The sequence below is a fragment of the Wohlfahrtiimonas populi genome, assembly GCF_002006795.1.
Taxonomy (GTDB): domain Bacteria; phylum Pseudomonadota; class Gammaproteobacteria; order Cardiobacteriales; family Wohlfahrtiimonadaceae; genus Wohlfahrtiimonas; species Wohlfahrtiimonas populi.
The window spans coordinates 68,619-86,600 of the sequence record NZ_MVDN01000006.1; the positions used below are offsets into that span (position 1 = coordinate 68,619).

Below are 17,982 nucleotides of genomic sequence, written 5' to 3' on the forward strand. Positions count from 1 at the left end.
ATGTTTAGCGCGCTATTTAAAAGAAGAAAGAAGAGTTCGACAGCTTCAATCGCTAAAGAGCGTTTGCAGATCATTGTTGCCCACGAAAGAGGTCAAAACTCACCTTCTCAACAACCTGACTTTTTACAAGCATTGCAAAGAGATATCCTAGAAGTTGTGCGTAAATATATGCCAATCGACAGTGATCAAATCAAAGTTGCGATGGATAAAGAAGATGGTTGTGATGTTTTAGAGCTCAACATTGTTCTCTTAGAGAACGAAGACTCTGATGCAACAGAAGAAACTGCTGACACAGCAGATACAAACAATGAGACTCGATAAATGGTTATGGGCGGCGAGATTTTATAAAACTCGCCGCTTGGCTGTCGAAGCCATAGAAAAGAATCAAGTGGAAGTCAATGGTGACAGAGCCAAACCTGCCCGCACAATTAAAATTGAAGATACTCTAATCATTCAAAAAGCTGGCGAAACTTTTACAGTCATCGTCGATGATTTAAGTGAAATTCGTGGCCCTGCTAAAGTTGCAGTTCTGCTCTATCATGAAACAGAAGAAAGCCTAGCAAAGCGTATGGAAGATCGAGAAATGAAAAAACTCGTGCACAATCCAAAGCCTGATAAAGCACCTGATAAAAAAGATCGCCAACGTTTAAGAGATTTGCGTAAAGGTTATGAGTAACTTATTCATTCCTATTGATCAGTTCTTAGATCAATTTGCACAACGCTATCGCCCAAGAAGCGTTGAAATTAAGTCATTAACCTTACGACAGTTATATGAATATCTCTTGGATCATAATATTCAATCGTGGAATAACTGTGATCAAGCATGTTTACAGAAATATATTATTTATCGCCACAAAGGCGATAAACAACATGCAACATTCAGCAAACCATTATCACTCACAAGTTTAAAAACTCACTTAGCTAGTATTCGAGTATTTTTTGATTTCTTAGAATCTAAAGAGATCATTACATCAAATCCTGCTCGCTTAGTGAAAACACCAAAAGTACAACAAGCATTACCCAAAGTGATTGCTGTAGATACAATTCAAGAACTATTGGATCAAACGCCAGATCCTGACAATCCATTAGAGATTCGTGATCTAGCCATTTGTGAGCTGTTTTATAGCTCTGGTGTGCGTTTATCAGAACTGACAGCATTGGATATTAAACACATCTCACTTTCTGCTAATGAAATTCGTGTGATGGATGGTAAAGGCGGTAAAGATCGTATTGTACCGCTCGGCAATAAAGCCAAAGAAGCATTACAAAAGTGGTTGACGATTCGTGATCAATGGATGAAGCAAGACAACGCTTTATTCATCACACAGCAAGGTAATCGCCTCACAAGCCGACAAATCAGCAATCGCGTTAAACATATTGCTAGCAAACTCGGCAAAGGCTTAAAAATCAATCCACACATGTTTCGTCATTCAATGGCAACCCATGTTTTAGAATCTAGCCAAGACATTCGCTCTGTGCAAGAACTGCTAGGTCACGCGGATATATCCACAACTCAAGTTTATACACATTTAGACTTTGGGCATTTATCTAAAGTATTCGACTCAGCACATCCTCGCGCTAAGAAAAAACCTAAAAAATAACTTTATGATTAATTTAAGCTACTAGCTCTTCATCTAATTTTATGGCACAAAAAACCACGCTTTCGCGTGGTTTTCATCATGCTTTTAGGAAACTCAAATTATAAAGTTTCGCCGCCTACTGCACGGTTACATGGGCATAATTCATCAGTTTGTAACGCATCCAAGATACGTAAAACTTCATTAGGGTTACGACCAACGTTCAAACCGTTTACAGAAACGTGTTGAATGATGTTGTCTGGATCTACGATGAATGTCGCACGCAATGCAACGCCAGCTTCTTGATCACGAACACCTAACATGTCGATCAATTCACCTTTAACGTCAGCAAATGAGTAATGACCCAATTTGTCTAAATCTTTGTGATCACGTCTCCAAGCCAATTTACAGAATTCGTTATCTACGCTACCGCCCATTAATACAGCGTCACGATCAGCGAATTCACCAGCTAATTTGTCAAACGCTACGATTTCTGTAGGGCAAACAAATGTGAAATCTTTTGGATAGAAATAGATAACTTTCCATTTACCTGGGAAAGATTTTTCATTGATTGTTTCGAACGCAGATACGCCGTTTTCTTCGTGATGATTGAAACCTGGTTTAACACCTGTTACTTCGAAAGCGTCTAAACGGTCACCAACAGTTTTTGAGTTACCAAAAGTAAAATCAACATCCATGTTAATACTCCTTTAAGTTAATTGAACGAAAAATAATTGACGGAAACATAGTATATATTTAAACCGACATATACAAGGGAATTGCCTATTAAAATACTAAACATGTCCTATTTAAGATTTTAATCTACTGTCCCACATTTCAACTCTGCGTCACCAAAACTGAAACGATATCACTGTAATTGTATAGTAATCATGATTTAAAACAAACTCAATAGTACCCTTCCCTTAGGGAAGGGTACGTAAGAAACTAGTCAATTTTAAAACAATTTCACCATAGTACAAATAAGCTAATTAGACATTGATCCTTTCGATAATTCGATAACTTTCTTAAATGTTTTCTGCAATAAATTCGGAATTGCACGTGCACCGCGAACCCTTGCATAATCACATACAGCCAATGCTAAATCCGGCTTAGAACTCTTTTGAATCGCCTTTTGAATGATCTCATGCACAGGTACATTCACAAATTCAGAAGAACCATAAGCAATTTCTTTATAAACAGAACTGAAACCTTTTTGAAATAAGAAGTTCTCAATATCTCGAGAAGGCAATTGTGTCATATGTCGATAATAAGTCTCTTTATCACGACAATGTGAACGAACAGTTTTAGCATAATGGCGCCCTGCTGCATCACCATCTGACATTACATACCATTCAATCCCCATCGCTTCTGCATATTCAATCAAAGGCAAAACACCACATTGAGCAAATTCAACCAATGCAATTCCTTCTGCATTTAAATTATGCCCACAGATTTCTGCCAATTCACGCAATAGCCAAATCTCTGTTTCACCTTCCACCAAAAACCAACAACGTGCAAACAGCGCAACAGGACGGCGATGAAAAATATGAAATAACACTTTGCGATTAGTGCTTGCACTCAACTCTTTGGGCATGACTTGATTTGCAACAATTTCAGATTCAGAGCGTGAAATACGAATTACGTTAGGCAATGCCAGCATTGGTATTAAATCGCTTGTATTACTCGTTAAAATCTTCTGCACAGGAATATTATTCAATAATCTCATGCCGACAGAAGTTACAATTGGATGAGTATTACCAAAGTTTTTCAAACATAGAATTGGCAATGCATTCTCTGGCAAAGAGTAACCCATTCGATAAAAAATAATGCTAGAGAAGAATTTCATCATCACATTACGCGCAGTTGCATTATCCATTTGGTCTAAAAGATCATTAATTTTATCTAATACTTGCCAATCTTCTAATGTTGGCTTTTTAATGTGCTCTTCATCCTGTTTATTATTCACAAGATAATAAGTTAATAATAACGTTGCAGCATACAAGCCTTGCTTCAGTTCTCGTTCAGTCAAACTGTCATTATCTTTTGATAACTGCTGAGCCAATAAATCGTAAAATGCCTTAACACGCTGATCTTCATTTTTGAGAATCGGCTCATAACGGCGATTACTGCGAAAAATAATCAATGGACTTATATCTAATAATCGACGCAAACGTATAGGAAAATTATCTGTTTCAATGATCTCTTCATTGTCATCAATAAAATGATGATATGTCGTGATTTTTCCTTCAACTCGATTAGCTGTCACTTGATAGCAAACAACATTTTTTCTTAATTGAGGAGAGAAATAGCTAACATCAGCAAGTTCAGGATAGACTTGCAACGATTCTTCTGTAACCAATGGATTCTCAATATAAGTAAATCGTAAAGTTAAGCACTCTTCTGAGCAATCTTCATCATGATAAAAATCATGATCTTGGCAATCATATAAGAAATTCTCTTTAGTGATAACAGCCAATGCAGCAAGCAAGCTAGATGATCCCCAGCTATTTTCACCAATCAATACACTGATATCACTATTAAAATTCATATATAGGTCTTTAATTCCCTTAAAGCCCTGAATTTCTACTGAATGGAGTAACATTTGTCTCCTTTAATTATTGTTTTAAAGCCACTGCCCTAAAGGATATATTAATCTGATTTTTTTCCAAGTGTTATTCTCTTGAATCAATCATAAATGTCCCCATCATGTTAAGCTATACAGTACTTTTTTATTTCATCGGAATCATTTTATGCTCACGATTTTTAATAGTCTAACGAGAAAACACGAAAACTTTGTCCCCATTGAGCCTAACAAAATTCGCATGTATGTATGTGGAATGACAGTTTATGATTACTGTCATATCGGCCATGCACGTTCGTTGATCTCATTCGATATGATTCGTCGTTATTTGATGCATAAAGGTTTCGATGTACATTTCGTGCGCAACATTACGGACATTGATGACAAAATTATTGCACGTGCTAATGAACGTGGCATCACAATTCAAGAATTAACCAATGAGTTTATTCAAGCAATGCATGAAGATTGTGATGCATTGAATGTATTAGCACCAGATACAGAGCCCAAAGCAACGGAAGCTGTTACTGGCATGATTGAATTGATCAACGGATTGATTGAAAAAGATCTAGCTTATGCTGTGCCTGATGGCGACGTTTACTATCGTGTGCGCCGCTTTAAAGATTACGGAAAATTATCCAACCAAAATATTGATGAATTACGCTCTGGTGAACGCGTTGAAGTGGAATCGAAAAAAGAAGATCCTTTAGATTTCGTATTATGGAAACGTGCTAAACCTAACGAACCATTCTGGGAATCACCTTGGGGCAACGGTCGCCCTGGTTGGCATATTGAATGTTCAGTCATGAGTAAAGAAGCATTGGGCAGCCATTTTGATATTCATGGCGGCGGTATGGATCTGAAATTCCCACATCATGAATGTGAAATTGCACAATCTGAAGGCTATCATGATCACCCAATGGCAAACTATTGGATGCACAATGGTTTCATCAACATCAACAATGAAAAAATGAGTAAATCATTGGGCAACTTCTTCACGATTCGTGATGTGTTGAAATACTTCCCTGCTGAAGTGATTCGTTTCTTCATGTTGAACAGCCATTATCGTACACATGTGAACTATTCAGATGATTTATTGAACCAAGCATGGAATGGTTTACGCCGTTTATACACAGCATTGAATTATGTACCTGAATCATTGCCAGAGTTTGATGCAAATCACCCGATTGCTGTACGTTTTGCAGAAGTAATGGATGATGATTTCAATACGCCACAAGCAATTGATTTATTGTTTGAAGCTGCAAACTTATACAATAAAAATCATGATCCCAAAGATTACGTAGTATTAAAAACTTTGGGTAATGTTTTAGGTATTTTGGATGCAAATCCTGATCAGTTCTTAAAAAGTGCACCAAATCAATCTGATGATGATTCAGAAATCATCGAAGCATTGATTGTCAAACGCAACGAAGCGCGTGCTAACAAAGATTGGGCTGAATCTGATCGTATTCGTGATGAATTAAAAGCTCGCAATGTTGTCTTGGAAGATAAGCAAGGCAAAACAACATGGCGCAGAGAAACAAATTAAATTTAAGGAGTTAACACTATGATTAATCCAGAAACTAAAGAACCATTAGTAGATTTTCCAACGCATTTTCTATTCAAAATTACAGGTTTAAATACTGATGAATTTGAAAATGATATCGTTGAAATTTTAAAGCAAGTTGATCCTAAAATTGACGGTTCTAAAATTAAGCGTTTGATGAGTAAATCCGATAAATATTTATCTCTATCCATTGATGTATGGGTAGAAACTCAAGAAGACATTGATAAAGTTTATGCTTTATTGAAAGCTGAAGAACGCGTACTTTGGGCGCTATAAAAACAACATAATGATTTTAAAAAGCCTCTGATATGTTGAATATCAGAGGCTTTTTTATGCGGTAATGAATTTACCTAAACATTAGCGCAATCAAACCCACTAATAGAACTAAACCGATCAAGCTACCTTGATCAGGTTCTTCTCCATAATCATTTGCTCGATCTGTACCTGGCCCAAATAGTAGATATAAGTACGTAAAAAATCTCAAAATTGGGATGAATAATAAGATGCAGTACCAACCACTTAAATTCAAATCATGAAAGCGTAGAATCGCTAATCTAAATGTACATAGCGAATATAAGAGTGATAATAAAGAAGTTTGCACCATCACTGTTTTATAACTATCGCCTGCCAATAAGAAAAAGGCCAACAATACAAAACCCACAAACCAAAAAATTTGCCCATTAAAGTAACTCAATCGCCCTAAACGGCCATGCAAATCCCAGCCCCAAATTTTAGCAGGTTGCTTTTCTTTTCGGTCTTCTTCACCCAATTCATCAAATTCTTCGTCATCATATGTATCTTTTGAATTAGTATGAGAAGCTTCGATTTCTTCTATTTCTACTCTTCTCTGCTCTGCTTTTTCTGTCTGTACTTGTTCCAATGATCGATACATGTCAGCCATGGTGCTGGATAACATCGAAATCATTAAACCTAAATTTTCTAATTGTGACTTTAATTTTAAAGCGGCATCCAAAGATAAATTTTCTTTCAACGTAATGCTTCGCCCTGAAAAAAATGCTTCACGCTGGCTGACAGGAATATTCAAAATCTTTGCAACTTTCTCTTTGACTTCATTCTCATCAAAACCAGGCAAGATATTACCATTAAAAATTAAATTATATTTTTCAGACATATAAATTTATTAATTCCTCTTATCTAAAATAATATTACATTGATTTAAAATTAATATTAGTACTATACTGAATATATCCAACCCTGTAAGGAAGCTTTGAATGAATATTTTAAAAATCTCAGCAGTTTTTCTTTCCGTTAGTTTATTAGCAGCATGTGCATTAACACCAGAACAAAAAGCCGCACAATCTAAAGAACGTGCTCAAAAATTACTAGAAACACAAATCAGCCTTGCACAACAATGTGATCCAACTGCTGCAAAATTAATGGCACAAATGCCAACAGCTAATCAATTAGCGCCTGCACAGAAGAAAGCATTTGAAAAGAATTATACAAAACGACTCAATAATCCAACTTTCAAAGCATGTTACAACATGGCATGGAAAACTTACCAAGAACAGAATCAATTAGAGATTGCAAAAATGCAAGCTTGGGATGAAGCGAATGCACTCAACTGGGAAAATGGTATGTTCTTCAATGAGCCATTTGGCTGGGGAACAGGCCCATTTGCGTGGGGTCCTTACTAAATCCACCAACATTATTAAATGTCATTTCAATCATCTACCTTCTCACCTACAGCGGCGAGAAAGTAGATGATTATTTGATAACGATTGATTACCAACTCAACAAATCTGAAGCATTTTCAAATTCACTATCATCCATTCCATAATCACTTTCATAATAACTCTCAATATCAGATAAACACTGCAATGGTATTAATTCATAAGATAGTGTTGTGTCATAACAACGCCACGTCATTAAACCTTCATTGACATACAGTGCAATTTTAAGCTTCGCATCTTGCTCCACTTGATCATTATAAATAATCTCTATCATGCCTTCTTCAGTGAGATCAAGCTTTTGAATCACTGGTGATGTTTTCAAAACTTCCTGCCAACCTGAGACATTATTGATAATTGTTGGCATTTTTTTATGCTCAACATAATAATCTTGAATGCTGTTTTGCAAGCCCTCTACTGATTTCAAGCTTGTTGCAACTTTATCTAATTTGAGTCGTTCTTGATACTCCATATAGGAGCCTGCACCAATCAATAAAGGAATGAGGATCGCAAAGCCAATGAGGCCAATTTTGGAACCTTGTTCTGGTCGTGCACCATAATTATTTTCACCTTTTGTACCAGGGGCAAAAACTAAAAATAACGTAAAAAAGAATTCTATGAATGGACCAACGACAGGAATTCTGCCAAGTGAATAAGTTAAAACAAACCACCCACTTAAATTCACATCATGCAATCTCAAAATTACAATTCGATAAGAGAAAATGACATAAACGACAACAGTAACAATCATCGTCAATAGAGATAATATCCCTGTATTCAAGAGAAAGATTAATACAAAATATAGAATACCCAGCGGAAGAACGGATAATACCAAAGCTAATTGAGCATTCAGAAAACTTAAGCGCCCAAAGCGCCCTTCTATATCAAATCCAAATATGGGAGGAATTGGCGCCAACGGTTCATAATCATCGTAATCATAATCTCCTTGAAATTCATCTCGCCTATGGTCAGCATCTTGATTCGATACAAACATTTGTGGTGCGACAATTTTTTTAATAGGAGATTCTACTTTTTTGGCTTCTTTCTTCTCTTCATCTTGAAAAATAGAAAGCGATAACATAGATGCAGCAGAAACCGTTACTATGATGCCTAGTTGCTCTAATTTGGTACGCAACTCCAATGCTTCATTCAATGACACATCTTTCTTTAAATGAATGGGTTTGCCTGAGAAAAATGCATCCAATTGTGAAGCAGGAACTTTTAAATGTTTCAACACTCTGCCCTTCACCACATCAATGCCTTGCTCAGGTAGGATTTTCCCTTCAAAAATTACATTGTATTTTTCATTCATGTCATCACTCGCATGCTTATTGTTCTTATATGTAACTCAATAATATACATGAAATGCTTTTTATAACATTGATTTATCGCAAACAAACAAAAAACCACCCGAAGGTGGTTTTTATCATTTAACTGAAAATCTACTAGCAATCAGTGTTTACACACCTTCTACTGTTTTTCCTTCAGCTTTCTCTTTTTCGCCTAGTTCATGCTCTTTCTTCTCAAAACCTTTACCAATCATTGTGAAGAAAATTGGTGCATAGAAAAGAACAAGCAATGTACCACCAATCATACCACCGATAACTGTTACACCAACTACAGTTTGTGCACCAGAACCTGCACCACTACTCAACGCCATTGGCAATACACCAAAACCAAATGCTAATGATGTCATGATGATTGGACGTAAACGTAAGTGAGCAGCTTCAACTGTTGCTTCGATAATATTCTTACCTTGTAACAATAAGTCTTTCGCAAACTCAATGATCAAGATCGCGTTCTTCGATGTTAAACCAAGCACTGTTAATAGACCAACTTGGAAGTAAACGTCATTTTCTAAACCAAAGCCATTGGCTGCTGTTACTGCACCAATAACACCCACTGGCAATGTGAAGATTACAGCGAATGGAATAGACCATGATTCATACAATGCCGCCAAGCTCAAGAAGATAACGAATACAGAAACCATGTAGAGATACATTTGCATATTACCTGCTTCACGCTCTTCATAGGATGTATCTGTCCATTTAACTTGCACGCCATCCAAGAATTGCTTAGTCATCGATTCAATTTCATTCATTACTTCACCCGTACTGAAACCAGGTTTTGCTTCAATTGATAATGGGAATGATGAATAGCCATCAAAACGGTTCAACTGTGCTGGGCCATAAGTCCATTCTGTTTTTGCAAACGCGCTGAATGGAACCATTTTGCCAACTTTGTTACGCACATACCATTTATCAAAGTCTTCTGGTTGCATTCTAAATTCAGCATCACCTTGCAATAGAACTTTTTTGATACGACCACGATCAACGAAGTCATTCACATATAAGCTACCCCAAGCAATTGCTAATGAGTTATTGATATCACCAACAGTGATCTGTAATGCACGTGCCTTCTCTTGGTCAATGTCTACATACAACTGTGGACCATCAAATTGACCACCAGGGCGCAATGTTGCGATATTCATTGTTTCTGATTTTGTTGCTGCCAACCCAATGAACTTCATCACTTCACCCATGAACTGCTCATGTGGCAAACCAGTCATATTTTGCAATGTAAACGAAACACCCGTTGCTGTACCTAATTCAATGATTGCAGGTGGAGCAAATACGAAGCCTTGCGTACCTGGAATTGTTTGTACATATTCAGTCAAACGTTGCTGAATCGCACCAATAGATTGCGATGGTGATTTACGTAAACTCCAATCTTTCAATTTCAAGAAGAATACGCCATGTTGACCGCCACGACCACTGAAGCTAAAGCCAGATACAGACATGATTGCTTCGATAGAGTCTTTCTCTTCTTCCAATACATGAGTAGTAATCTGCTCTAAGATATCTGTCGTAATATTCAATGATGTACCATCTGGGCCAATTGTCATACCAATCATGATCCCCTGATCTTCATCAGGCAAGAAGCTTGCTGGCAAACGTTGGAAGCCGAGGTAAATCAATACTAAAATCACTGCAAAGCCTGCTAAGTAACGTTTTTTCTTTGTTACAGCATGATGAGCACCACTTTCATAACGCTTATTCACACGATCAAACCAGTTGTTAAACTTAGTAATTGGCCAATCGATCAATTTCAATACTGGTACAAAAATTCTTGCTAAGCCTTTTGGTTCTGTACGTTCTGAATGTGGTTGCAACATCGTCGCACACAATGCAGAAGTAAACACAATTGCACACACTACTGACAAAGTCATTGCTGTGATAATCGTGATTGAGAACTGACGATAGATAACGCCCGATGCACCACCCAAGAAAGCCATGGGTACAAATACTGCTGATAATACAACTGCAATACCAACCAATGCACCTGTGATTTGATCCATAGATTTACGCGTTGCTTCTAATGGAGAAAGGTGTTCTTCCTCCATAATTCGCTCAACGTTCTCTACCACAACGATCGCATCATCCACCAGAAGCCCGATTGCCAATACCATCGCAAACAGCGTCAATGTATTCAGTGTAAACCCAAACATATCCAAGATTGCAAAAGTACCCAACAATACTACTGGAATTGCCAATGTTGGAATGATCGTTGCTCTCAAGTTACGTAAGAACAAATACATTACCAAGAATACTAAGATGATCGCTTCCACTAACGTTTTAACAACGTTTTTAATGGAGATTTCAACGAATGGTGTTGTGTCATAAGGATATGCAATTGCAACACCTTCTGGTAACAATACAGATAATTCTTCTAATGTTGCTTTAACAGTATTTGCTGTATCCAAAGCATTTGCACCAGATGCCAAACTTAAACCCAATGCCGAAGATGACATATTGTTATATTTAGCTTCAAATGCTGATGATTCTGCAGTTAATTCAATACGTGCGACGTCTGCCAAGCGAACCTGACTACCATCTTCATTCACACGCAATTGAATATTTTCAAACTGCTCTACTGTTTCTAACTGGGTTTGTGCTGTGATCGTAAAGTTAATTTGCTGACCACTTGTTGTTGGCATTGCACCCATTTGGCCAAATGCAACCTGCGTATTTTGCTCTTTGATTGCACCCATAACATCCATCGGAGTCATGCTGTATTTATTCAATAAATACGGATCCAACCATACACGCATTGCATAACCAGAACCGAAGAACTGAATACTACCCAAACCTTGAATACGGCTAATAGTATCTTTAATATTAGTGTTAACAAAGTCACCAATATCAGCATTGCTGTATTTGCCATCTGTTGAGTAAAAGCTCACAACCATAAAGAATGAGCCAGATGATTTTTCTACTGTAATACCTTGTCTTTGTACATCTTCAGGCAAAGTTGATAATGCTGTTTGAATCTTATTCTGCACCTGAACTTGAGCCATATCAGGATCAATACCCTGATTGAATGTCAAAGTAATTTGGAAGCTGCCCTGACTCGTACTAGACGAAGACATGTATCTAAAGCCATCCAAACCTGACAAGTTTTGTTCAATTACCTGCGTCACACTGTTTTCAATAGTGGTTGCGTTTGCACCAGGATAAACACCAGAAATAGAAACTTGAGGCGGTGCGATCTCTGGATATTGCGATACAGGCAACGATTGTAACGATAATGTTCCTAAGAACATCGTTAAGATCGCTATTACCCACGCAAAAATAGGTCGATCAATAAAAAAGCGAGCCATTATATTTTCCTTTTAAATACCCTAATTAACCTTTAGTTTGTGCTTCTGGTGTAGAAACTTTTAAAGGAACTTTTTCTACTCTGCGGAGCATACTTTGAACTTGTTGAATGCCTTCCACAACAACACGATCACCTGCTTGTAAACCACTTGAAATCAACCAGTTATTACCGTTAGATTGCTCAATGCCTACAGGGCGAACTTCTGCAAAGTTATCTTTATTAGCAATAATCACGAATGCTTGACCTTTAGGATCACGGAAAATAGCTTTTTGTGGAATTTGAATCGTATCTTTTTGAATGCCTTGCTCTACGATTGCTCTCACAAACATCCCTGGCAAAATGATTTGCTCTTTATTAGGGAATTCTGCTTGAATCAAAATAGAACCTGTTGTTGGATCAACTGTGCGATCAGAGAATTTAACTTTACCTGTTTCATGGTAGATAGAACCGTCATCCAGTACTAAACTCACTGTAAAGTTATTATCATCAATTGCACCAGGCACAGGGTTTACTAAAGTTCCATTACGGAATTTTTGTTGCATATTAGAGAAATCTTTTGCTGAATATGTAATATCCACACGCATTGGGTCATTCTGCTGAATCACTGCCATTTCTGTTGGCTGGCCCGCTGCAACTAATGCACCTTGTGTATAGTTAGAGCGACCAATTTGTCCGCTGATTGGCGCTAGCATTTTTGTATAACGCAAACTGATTTCTGCATTATTCACTTCTGCTTTCGCTGCCATCACTTGTGCATTTGCTTGAATTAATAATGAGTTCGCATCATCCACATCTTGCTTACTTACTGCTTTTGAAGATGCCAATGCATTGATACGTTTTGCTTTTTCAGCAGCCGCAAATTGATTTGCTTCTGCACGCGACAAACTTGCTTCAGCTTGTTGCAATGCTGCATCATAAGTTGCAGGATCGATTTGATAAAGTGTTATGCCTTCTTCAACGTATGAACCTTCTTCAAAATTACGCTCTAAGATGATGCCACCAACTTGTGGGCGCACTTCAGCAATTTTCGATGCTTTTGTTCTGCCTGGTAATTCTGCTTTAATCAACACATCTTCCGCTTTTGTTGTCATCGTAACAACAGTTACAGGTGGAACTTCTCCGCCTGCGGCTGGTTTATCACCTTCAAAGCAACCAGAGAGCGCTAAAGTAGACGCTACAACCAATAACCATTTATTTTTAGAAAAAATTTTTCTCTTCATAATTTTTAATCTCAATAGACTCAATATTAAAACTTCGTTAAATGCGCAAGAATTTTAGTTGCTGCTTGAATTTCAGAATTACTGAAATTCTTCACGCTTTCCAACATCCATTCGCCATAAATTTCTTCCACCACATATCTGCATAACTCTTCACCTTTGTCAGAAATGCAATAATAGGGTGATCTTTTATCTGTTTCATTTTCCTGAACAGTGACTAATCCTTCTTCAAGTAAACATTTCATTTGTTTTAAAACTGCTTGTCTTGAAATAATTAAATCTTCTGCTAATTCTGAGGTTGTCATGCCTCTATTATTATCTTCAAAGTATACGGAAAGATGCATCACTAACTGCCACGAAGAAAAATTGATACCAATTGGCTCAATTTTTTTCTGACTTGTTTTCATGAGATTTGTTTTAGTTGTAAAGAATTTTGTATAAAAATCATGAACTATTTCGAAGCGTTTTTCCATCATTCATCATTTGCAATATTTTAAAATAAGATGGACATGTTAATGTTTGACAACCTTGTTGTCAAACATTAATCGCTATAATTTACAGCTATTACTGATTAAATCAGACTTTAACTACCAAAATATCACAAGGTGAATCATTGATGATTGAACCAGAAGTTGAACCTAAAAGAAGCGCCAAACCTTGTCTTGTATGTGCGCCCACAACAACTAATTCAACTTGTAGTGATTCAGCCGTCTTGATGATTCCTTCTTTAGTAGAGAATGCAGAAACTACATGTGTATCAGCATCTGGAATACCTAAACGATCCGCCAATGCGCGAGCATTACGTTTTGCTTCACTCACAATTTCAGTATCTGTTTGTTCAGAAATGATTGGCATTAGCTCATAGCCTAACGCAATATTGATATCCTCTAAAACATGTAACAATGTAATTTTTGCATGGTTACGTTGCGCAACGACAATAGCTTGTTTCACAATTTTTTCTGAATCATCAGAATGATCAATCGCCACTAATACATGTTTATATTCATTACTCATAGTCTATCCTCTATGGTTGATGGGTACTTCAACTACATAATAATATAATTGATAGTATACCGTAATAATTTATCGAACAATATGACTTGGATTATCATAACATTCTATAGATGAATGGGATAAAATAGAGTTTTTATTTTAAATGAATGGCATGGCAAATATCTTTTTCATCATTCCCGCAGGTGGCGTTGGCTCCCGAATGCAGGCTGATCGCCCTAAGCAATATTTGAAATTACTGGATGATCAAACAGTTTTAGAAAGCACCTTGAACTTAGTTCAATCTTTGGAAAATATTCACAGTGGCACATTGGGTATTTCAGAAAATGATGCTTATTTCCCTATACTGAATATCCCAAAAGATCAACTCATAACTTATTCAGCAGGCGAAACGCGTAGTGATACCGTATTCTTGGGTTTAAAAGCATTATCAAATATTGCCAAGCCTGATGATTGGATCATTGTGCACGACGCAGCTCGCCCAGGATTAACTCATGAAGAGCTAGAATTATTCATCACAGAAGTGATGTATGAAGAAGATTCTATTGGCGGGATCATGGCAATGCCTGCTGTAGATACTGTGAAACAAGTTGCACATGGGCAAATCACACAAACTATTGACCGTGAAACTATTTATCTAGCACAAACGCCACAAATGTTCCGTTATCAATATTTGTATCAAGCTTATGAAGAAGCTTTAACAAAAAACCTAGCCATTACAGATGAAGCTTCTGCAATCGAAGCATTAGGTTACAAACCTTATATTTATCAAGGTTATCCACACAATTTTAAAATTACTCATCCCACAGATTTACGCTTAATGCGCTTTTTATTAGAAGAGAGAAAACTATGCGAATAGGCATCGGCTTTGATGTTCATACCTTTAAAGAAGGTGATTATGTCATTTTGGCAGGCGAGAAAATCCCATATACCAAATCATTTTTAGCTCATTCAGACGGCGATGTTGTGTTGCATGCTTTAACAGACGCCATTTTAGGTGCGGCAAAATGTGGTGATATCGGTATGCTATTTCCTGATACTGATCCTGCTTATAAGAATGCAGACAGTGTTATTCTATTGCAGAAAGCTTATGAAAAAGTGCAAGCCAAAGGTTATACCATTGGCAATATTGATATCACAGTGATGGCAGAACGTCCTAAGTTAATGCCACATAAAGAAAAAATGGCATTAAATATCGCAAAAGCACTGAATATTCATGAAGATGATGTGAATGTCAAAGCAACTACAATGGAAAAATTGGGCTTTGTTGGCCGTGAAGAAGGCATCACAGCACAAGCCATCGTCCTTTTAAAGCCAATCCAAGAATAAGGTTAATATTCACCTTATAGAATGGTACACTATTTAATTCGTTTTATTTTTCAAACTGAGAGCAAAACAATATGTCGATTGAGAAACGTAAGTTATTTATTACCAATGCACTTCCCTATGCCAATGGCGATATCCATTTAGGCCATTTATTGGGTTATATCCAAGGTGATATCTGGGCGCGTTTCCATCGAATGTGTCGCTCAGAAGTGCATTTTATCTGTGCGGATGACGCTCATGGCGCTCCAATTATGATTCGCGCTGAAAAATTAGGTATTACACCTAAAGAATTGATCAATAAAGCACAAAAAGAACATTTGCAGGATTTCGAAGATTTCCACATCAAATTTGATAACTATCACACAACTGATAGTGAAGAGAATCGCAAATTAGTTTCTGACATTTATTTGAAATTAAAAGCAGCAGGTTTAATTGAAACACGTGAAATTCAACAATTCTTTGATGAAGAAAAAGCAATGTTCTTGCCTGATCGTTTCATCAAAGGCGAATGCCCAAAATGCCATGCGAAAGATCAATATGGCGATAACTGCGAAGTTTGTGGTGGCGTTTATCAGCCAACAGAATTAATCAATCCTTTCTCAGCAGTTTCTGGCAATAAACCAGTAATGAAAGGCTCTGAACATTTCTTCTTCAAATTATCTGATGAGCGTTGCGTAAAATTCCTCCGTGAATTCCTAGCAAACAGCGATCGTTTACAGCCTGAAGCTGCGAACAAAATGAAAGAATGGCTAGGGACTGAAGAAGAAAACAAGTTATCTGATTGGGATATTTCTCGTGATGCACCTTACTTTGGTTTCCCAATTCCAAATGAACCTAACAAATATTTCTACGTTTGGTTGGATGCACCAGTTGGTTACTTAGCATCATTGGCAAACTACATTGATAAAAATCCTCAATATAACTTTACTGAATATACGGAACGTGAAGCGGCTGAAAAGGCTGGCACAGAAATGGTTCACTTCATTGGTAAAGACATCATGTATTTCCATACATTATTCTGGCCTGCAATGTTGAACTTCTCAGGTTATCGTTTACCAACGCAATATGCTGTGAACGGTTTTATCACAGTGAATGGCGCAAAAATGAGTAAATCACGTGGTACATTCATCACTGCACGCTCATATTTAGATGAAAAATTGAATCCTGAATGGTTGCGTTACTACTTTGCAGCAAAATCATCTGGTGCAATTGATGACCTAGATTTAAACATGGAAGATTTAGTGAACCGCGTAAATGCTGATTTAGTGGGTAAATTCATCAATATCGCATCACGTACAAGTAAGTTTGTTTCCAGCAACTTCAATAATCAATTGAGCACATTTGCAGAAGAAACATCAGAATTATTAAATACAATCCGTGGCATGAAATCAACGATTTTAGAGCATTATGAAGATCGTAACTTTGCAGCAGCAATGCGTGAAATTGCGNCAATATCGCATCACGTACAAGTAAGTTTGTTTCCAGCAACTTCAATAATCAATTGAGCACATTTGCAGAAGAAACATCAGAATTATTAAATACAATCCGTGGCATGAAATCAACGATTTTAGAGCATTATGAAGATCGTAACTTTGCAGCAGCAATGCGTGAAATTGCGCGTGGTTGTGATTTAGTGAATGAAAGCTTTGATACAACGAAACCTTGGGAATTGGCAAAAGATGAAGCACAACATGCTCGCTTACAATCTTTATGTACAAGCTATTTAGAAGCATTCAGATTATTGAGCATCTACTTATTCCCCGTATTACCTGAAACTATCAAGAACATCGGTGAATACTTAAATCGTGATTTAAGTGATTTTTCTGCAACAGAAAAGAGCTTAGAAAATGCAACCATCAATACTTATGAGCATTTGATGAAACGTATTGAGTTGAAACAACTGGAACAATTAGTTGAGCGTAATAAAGCAAGTTTACAAGCAGCTGAACCAGTGAAAAAAGTAGAGAAAACTGAGAAAGCAGAAAAATCTAGCAAGAAAAAAGAAGTATTAGTTGCAGAAGAAGGCTTCATCAATATTGATGATTTTGCAAAAGTTGATTTACGTTTAGGTAAAGTGTTGCATTGTGATTTTGTTGAAGGCTCTGACAAATTACTAGCATTCACAGTAGACTTAGGTGAAGAAAAGCCACGCAACATTTTCTCTGGCATTCGCTCAGCTTATGGTGAGCAACAATTATTGATCGGAAAATATGTTATCGTTGTTGCTAACCTAGCACCGCGTAAAATGCGCTTTGGTGTGAGTGAAGGTATGATTTTATCTGCATCATTAGATGGTGATTTGGCATTACTCACAACATTGAGTGAATTGAAGCCTGGGGCAAAGATTAGTTAATGA

Annotated in this window: 17 protein-coding genes and 1 pseudogene; 10 read left to right on the forward strand and 8 right to left on the reverse strand. The window is 37.0% G+C overall.

The genetic code is table 11. From position 1 onward, the window contains the following. The 3 genes from minE to BZK16_RS08270 are packed head-to-tail and all read left to right on the forward strand — an operon-like array spanning window position 1 to window position 1,601. Window positions 1–321, forward strand: a complete 321-nt coding sequence (gene minE, locus BZK16_RS08260; RefSeq protein WP_077928424.1) for a cell division topological specificity factor MinE — start codon at window positions 1–3, stop codon at window positions 319–321. Then, on the forward strand, window positions 308–676 hold the full coding sequence (locus tag BZK16_RS08265; RefSeq protein WP_077928425.1) for an RNA-binding S4 domain-containing protein: 369 nt from the start codon (window positions 308–310) through the stop codon (window positions 674–676). Before minE ends, BZK16_RS08265 begins: the two co-directional genes overlap by 14 nt. Then, complete coding sequence (locus tag BZK16_RS08270; protein ID WP_077928426.1) at window positions 669–1,601, forward strand: tyrosine recombinase XerC; 933 nt, start codon at window positions 669–671, stop codon at window positions 1,599–1,601. Before BZK16_RS08265 ends, BZK16_RS08270 begins: the two co-directional genes overlap by 8 nt. A 98-nt stretch (window positions 1,602–1,699) precedes the next feature. On the opposite strand, the gene BZK16_RS08275 is transcribed toward BZK16_RS08270, so the two are convergent. Then, window positions 1,700–2,275: a peroxiredoxin gene (locus tag BZK16_RS08275; RefSeq protein WP_077928427.1), complete on the reverse strand. Its 576-nt coding sequence runs from the start codon at window positions 2,273–2,275 to the stop codon at window positions 1,700–1,702. Window positions 2,276–2,562: 287 nt separating this feature from the next. Then, entirely contained in the window at window positions 2,563–4,179 is a 1,617-nt protein-coding gene (locus tag BZK16_RS08280) for a DUF2813 domain-containing protein (RefSeq protein ID WP_077928428.1), read from the reverse strand. Window positions 4,180–4,327: 148 nt separating this feature from the next. Here BZK16_RS08280 and cysS point away from each other — a divergent pair, with 148 nt between their 5' ends. Both cysS and BZK16_RS08290 read left to right on the forward strand, forming a co-directional pair. Beyond that, a complete protein-coding gene (gene cysS, locus BZK16_RS08285; protein WP_077928429.1) occupies window positions 4,328–5,704 on the forward strand; it encodes a cysteine--tRNA ligase in 1,377 nt (458 codons plus the stop codon). Between the two features lie 18 nt (window positions 5,705–5,722). After that, window positions 5,723–5,998, forward strand: a complete 276-nt coding sequence (locus BZK16_RS08290) for a DUF493 domain-containing protein (protein WP_077928430.1) — start codon at window positions 5,723–5,725, stop codon at window positions 5,996–5,998. Between the two features lie 70 nt (window positions 5,999–6,068). On the opposite strand, the gene BZK16_RS08295 is transcribed toward BZK16_RS08290, so the two are convergent. After that, the gene (locus tag BZK16_RS08295; RefSeq protein WP_077928431.1) at window positions 6,069–6,854 is read right to left on the reverse strand and encodes a DUF805 domain-containing protein; all 786 of its coding nucleotides are present in this window, start codon (window positions 6,852–6,854) and stop codon (window positions 6,069–6,071) included. A gap of 100 nt (window positions 6,855–6,954) precedes the next feature. On the opposite strand from BZK16_RS08295, the gene BZK16_RS08300 reads away from it, so the two are divergent. Then, window positions 6,955–7,380, forward strand: a complete 426-nt coding sequence (locus BZK16_RS08300; RefSeq protein ID WP_077928432.1) for a hypothetical protein — start codon at window positions 6,955–6,957, stop codon at window positions 7,378–7,380. A gap of 88 nt (window positions 7,381–7,468) precedes the next feature. Here the strand turns inward: BZK16_RS08300 and BZK16_RS08305 are convergent, their stop codons facing one another. The 5 genes from BZK16_RS08305 to BZK16_RS08325 form a co-directional block, all read right to left on the reverse strand. Beyond that, complete coding sequence (locus tag BZK16_RS08305) at window positions 7,469–8,725, reverse strand: DUF805 domain-containing protein (RefSeq protein WP_077928433.1); 1,257 nt, start codon at window positions 8,723–8,725, stop codon at window positions 7,469–7,471. 147 nt (window positions 8,726–8,872) lie between these two features. Further along, a complete protein-coding gene (locus BZK16_RS08310) occupies window positions 8,873–12,073 on the reverse strand; it encodes an efflux RND transporter permease subunit (protein ID WP_077928434.1) in 3,201 nt (1,066 codons plus the stop codon). Between the two features lie 25 nt (window positions 12,074–12,098). After that, complete coding sequence (locus BZK16_RS08315) at window positions 12,099–13,292, reverse strand: efflux RND transporter periplasmic adaptor subunit (RefSeq protein WP_077928435.1); 1,194 nt, start codon at window positions 13,290–13,292, stop codon at window positions 12,099–12,101. 26 nt (window positions 13,293–13,318) lie between these two features. Further along, entirely contained in the window at window positions 13,319–13,762 is a 444-nt protein-coding gene (locus BZK16_RS08320) for a MarR family winged helix-turn-helix transcriptional regulator (RefSeq protein ID WP_077928436.1), read from the reverse strand. A gap of 103 nt (window positions 13,763–13,865) precedes the next feature. Then, window positions 13,866–14,303 carry a universal stress protein gene (locus BZK16_RS08325; RefSeq protein ID WP_077928437.1) on the reverse strand — a complete coding sequence of 146 codons (438 nt, stop codon included), beginning with the start codon at window positions 14,301–14,303 and terminating at the stop codon, window positions 13,866–13,868. A 151-nt stretch (window positions 14,304–14,454) separates the two neighbouring features. On the opposite strand from BZK16_RS08325, the gene ispD reads away from it, so the two are divergent. The 4 genes and pseudogenes from ispD to metG (BZK16_RS08345) all read left to right on the forward strand — a co-directional run bounded on the left by ispD (window position 14,455) and on the right by metG (BZK16_RS08345) (window position 17,979). Then, window positions 14,455–15,159: a 2-C-methyl-D-erythritol 4-phosphate cytidylyltransferase gene (gene ispD, locus BZK16_RS08330; RefSeq protein ID WP_077928514.1), complete on the forward strand. Its 705-nt coding sequence runs from the start codon at window positions 14,455–14,457 to the stop codon at window positions 15,157–15,159. Further along, window positions 15,150–15,629, forward strand: coding sequence for a 2-C-methyl-D-erythritol 2,4-cyclodiphosphate synthase (gene ispF, locus BZK16_RS08335; RefSeq protein WP_077928438.1), 480 nt, complete (start codon window positions 15,150–15,152; stop codon window positions 15,627–15,629). The genes ispD and ispF overlap by 10 nt, the downstream gene beginning before the upstream one ends. A 71-nt stretch (window positions 15,630–15,700) precedes the next feature. Beyond that, a pseudogene (gene metG, locus BZK16_RS08340) lies at window positions 15,701–17,083 on the forward strand (methionine--tRNA ligase); the annotation flags it as partial. Between the two features lie 44 nt (window positions 17,084–17,127). After that, the gene (gene metG, locus BZK16_RS08345) at window positions 17,128–17,979 is read left to right on the forward strand and encodes a methionine--tRNA ligase subunit beta (RefSeq protein WP_233145241.1); all 852 of its coding nucleotides are present in this window, start codon (window positions 17,128–17,130) and stop codon (window positions 17,977–17,979) included. Window positions 17,980–17,982: the final 3 nt, after the last annotated feature.